The organism is Streptomyces sp. URMC 127 (assembly GCF_051386535.1).
Lineage (GTDB): Bacteria > Actinomycetota > Actinomycetes > Streptomycetales > Streptomycetaceae > Streptomyces.
In genome coordinates, this window is the sequence record NZ_JBPQTW010000391.1 from 1 (window position 1) to 2754 (window position 2754).

The 2754-nt window shown below is 74.5% G+C and carries 3 protein-coding genes; all 3 read right to left on the minus strand.

Features of this window, described 5'->3' with window-relative positions; translation table 11 throughout:
- The coding region (locus tag ACSNOH_RS34325) for a M1 family metallopeptidase (protein WP_436725366.1) at window positions 1-1086 on the minus strand (1086 nt) is incomplete at its 3' end.
- Between the two features lie 805 nt (window positions 1087-1891).
- Complete coding sequence (locus ACSNOH_RS34330; RefSeq protein WP_436725367.1) at window positions 1892-2197, minus strand: chorismate mutase; 306 nt, start codon at window positions 2195-2197, stop codon at window positions 1892-1894.
- An 11-nt stretch (window positions 2198-2208) separates the two neighbouring features.
- Window positions 2209-2754: helix-turn-helix transcriptional regulator (locus ACSNOH_RS34335; protein WP_436725368.1), on the minus strand; the 546-nt coding region annotated here is incomplete at its 5' end.

Genomic DNA, 2754 nt, shown 5'->3' on the forward strand with positions numbered 1-2754 from the left:
GTCCGGGGCGACGGGGTGGGTGGAGGGGCGCTGGTCGGCGTCGTAGCCCCAGCCCTTGCGGGCGCAGGCGAAGTCGGTCCAGGCGCCGTCGAAGCGGGTGGCTTCGGTGAGGACCTGGTAGCCCATGTACTCGGCGAACGACTCGTTCAGCCAGATGTCGTCCCACCAGCGGAGGGTGACGAGGTCGCCGAACCACATGTGGGCCATTTCGTGGGCGATCGTCACGCCGCGGGTCTCGCGCTCGGTGTCGGTGACGGCGGACCGGAAGACGTATTCGTCGCGGAAGGTGACCAGGCCGGGGTTCTCCATGGCGCCGGCGTTGAATTCGGGGACGAAGGCCTGGTCGTAGGAGTCGAAGGGGTACGGCTCGTCGAAGATCTCGTGGAAGCGGTCGAAGCAGCGGCGGGTGATGTCCAGGAGCTCGTCGGCGTCGGCGTCGAGGTGGGGGGCGAGGGAGCGGCGGCAGTGCAGGGCGAACGGCAGGCCGGCGTGCTCGGTGCGGACGGTGTGCCAGGGGCCGGCGGCGAACGCCACGAAGTACGTGCTGAGCGGTGGTGTCGTCGCGAACGTCCAGCGGCCTTCGGCCGGGTCGCCCGTACGGGTTCCCACGGCGTTGCCGAGGACGGTCCAGTGGGGTGGGGCGGTGACGGTGGCGTCGAAGACCGCCTTGAGGTCGGGCTGGTCGAAGGAGGCGAAGACGCGCTGGCCGTCGTCGAGGAACGCCTGGGTGTAGAGGTACGTTTCGCCGTCGGCGGGGTCGGTGAAGCGGTGCATGCCCTCGCCGGTGCGGGAGTAGTGCATGTCCGCCTCTATGAGCAGTTCGTGCTCGCCGGCGGTGAGGGAGAGGGGCAGCCGGTTGTCGTCGAGCGCGGCGGGGTCGAGGGGCCGGCCGTCGAGGACGGCGCGGCGGAGGACGGCGGGCCGGAGCTCGGCGAAGGTGTCGCCGGCTTCGCGCGCGGTGAAGCGGATGCGGGTGGTCGAGGTGAAGACCTCGTCACCGCGGGTGAGGTCGAGGTCGACGGCGTACCGGTGCACGTCGAGCAGGCGGGCGCGGGCGCGGGCTTCGTCGCGGGTGAGTACGGGCATGCGCACATTGTTGCGGGCCGGGTGCGGGTGGGGGCGCGTCCCGCGGCGGCGGGCGCCCACTCCCCCGCCGCGGGGGAACCGGCCATGCCGCAGTGCGCGGCCCGCGGCCGGGATGACCGCCGGGCACCCACTCCCCCGCCGCAACGGCGAGCGACCCGCGCGGCGGGGACCGGCGGTGCCGGGCCCGGCTGCGGGTGAGCACGGCACCGCCGGGACGCGCCGTCTCCGCTGGGCGCCGTCGCGGCGGAAGACCAGTGTGCGACCCGCACTGGAATGAGCACCGCGCCCCTCAACCCCGCCGCAGCGGCGAGCAACCCCCTCGGCGGAGACCGGCGGTGCCGGACCCGGCTGCAGGTGCGCACGGCACCGCCGGAGCGCGCCGTCTCGGCTTGTCGCCGTCGCGGCGGAAAAAAGTGCGCGGCCCGCGCCCGGACGGGCACCGCGCGCCCACTCCCCCGCCGCGGGGGAACCGGCCATGCCGCACAGATGCAGGTGCGCACGGCACCGCCGGGGCGCGCCGTCTCCGCTTGTCGCCGTCGCGGCGGAACAACCACCAGTGCGCGGCCCGTGCCCGGATGGGCACCGCGCACCCACTCCCCCGCCGCAGCGGTCAGCAACCCCCTCGGCGGAGACCGGCGGTGCCGGGCCCGGCTGCGGGTGGGCACGGCACCGCCGGGGCGCGTCGTCTCGGCTGGTCGCCGTCGCGGCGGAAGGAAAGTGCGCGGCCCGCGCCTGGACGGGCACCCGCACGTGCGCGGCCCGCGCCCGGACGGGCAGCCGTATGAGCAAGCGCCGCGGCGGCGCGTTACGCGCGGGCGATTGTTTCGTGGTGGCGGATTACCTCGGCGATGATGAAGTTCAGGAACTTCTCCGCGAACGCGGGGTCGAGTTTGGCGTTCTCGGCCAGTTCGCGGAGGCGGGCGATCTGGCGGGCCTCGCGGGCCGGGTCGGCGGGGGGCAGTTTGTGGGCGGCCTTGAGGTGGCCGACCTGCTGGGTGCACTTGAAGCGCTCGGCGAGCATGTGGATCACCGCTGCGTCGATGTTGTCGATGCTGTCGCGCAGCCGGCCCAGCTCGGCCCGTACGGACTCGTCCATGGAACTGTTGCTCATGGTCACCGAGCCTATGCGGAGGAACGGGGTGCGATCACCGGTGGGTGGGCGGGGTCGGGGACGCGCGCGCTCCAGCCGCCGGGGACGGCGTGTCCCTGCCGGGCGCGGAAGCGGACGGGTGCGGTGCCGACGCGGCGGGTGAAGAGGCGGCTGAAGTAGGCGGGGTCGGCGTAGCCGACGCGGCGGGCGACGGCGGCTACGGGCAGTTCGGTGGCGGCGAGGAGCTCCTTGGCGCGGCCGAGGCGGATGCTGAGCAGGTAGTCCTTGGGGCTGCAGCCGGCCCCGCGGCGGACGGCGGCGCGCAGTTCGGCGGGGGTCATGCCGTGCCGGGCGGCGTGCTGGGCGACGGTGAGGGGGAGGAAGGCGTCGCGGGCGAGGGCCTGGAGGACGGGTTCGCCGCCGGGCGTGGTGTCGGCGCGGGCGCGGCGCAGGGCGACGAGCAGTTCGTGGACGGCCGCGGAGGTCTCGATTTCCAGGAGGGGGTTGCCGCGGCGTGCGGCGCGGGCGATGCGGTGGACGGCGGTGCGCGCGTGGGTGGTGTCGGTGAGGGGGACGAG

Bases quoted from the DNA above. Each gene is read 5' to 3' on its own strand.
- ACSNOH_RS34330 (WP_436725367.1), bottom strand. From the start codon at position 2,197: ATGAGCAACAGTTCCATGGACGAGTCCGTACGGGCCGAGCTGGGCCGG.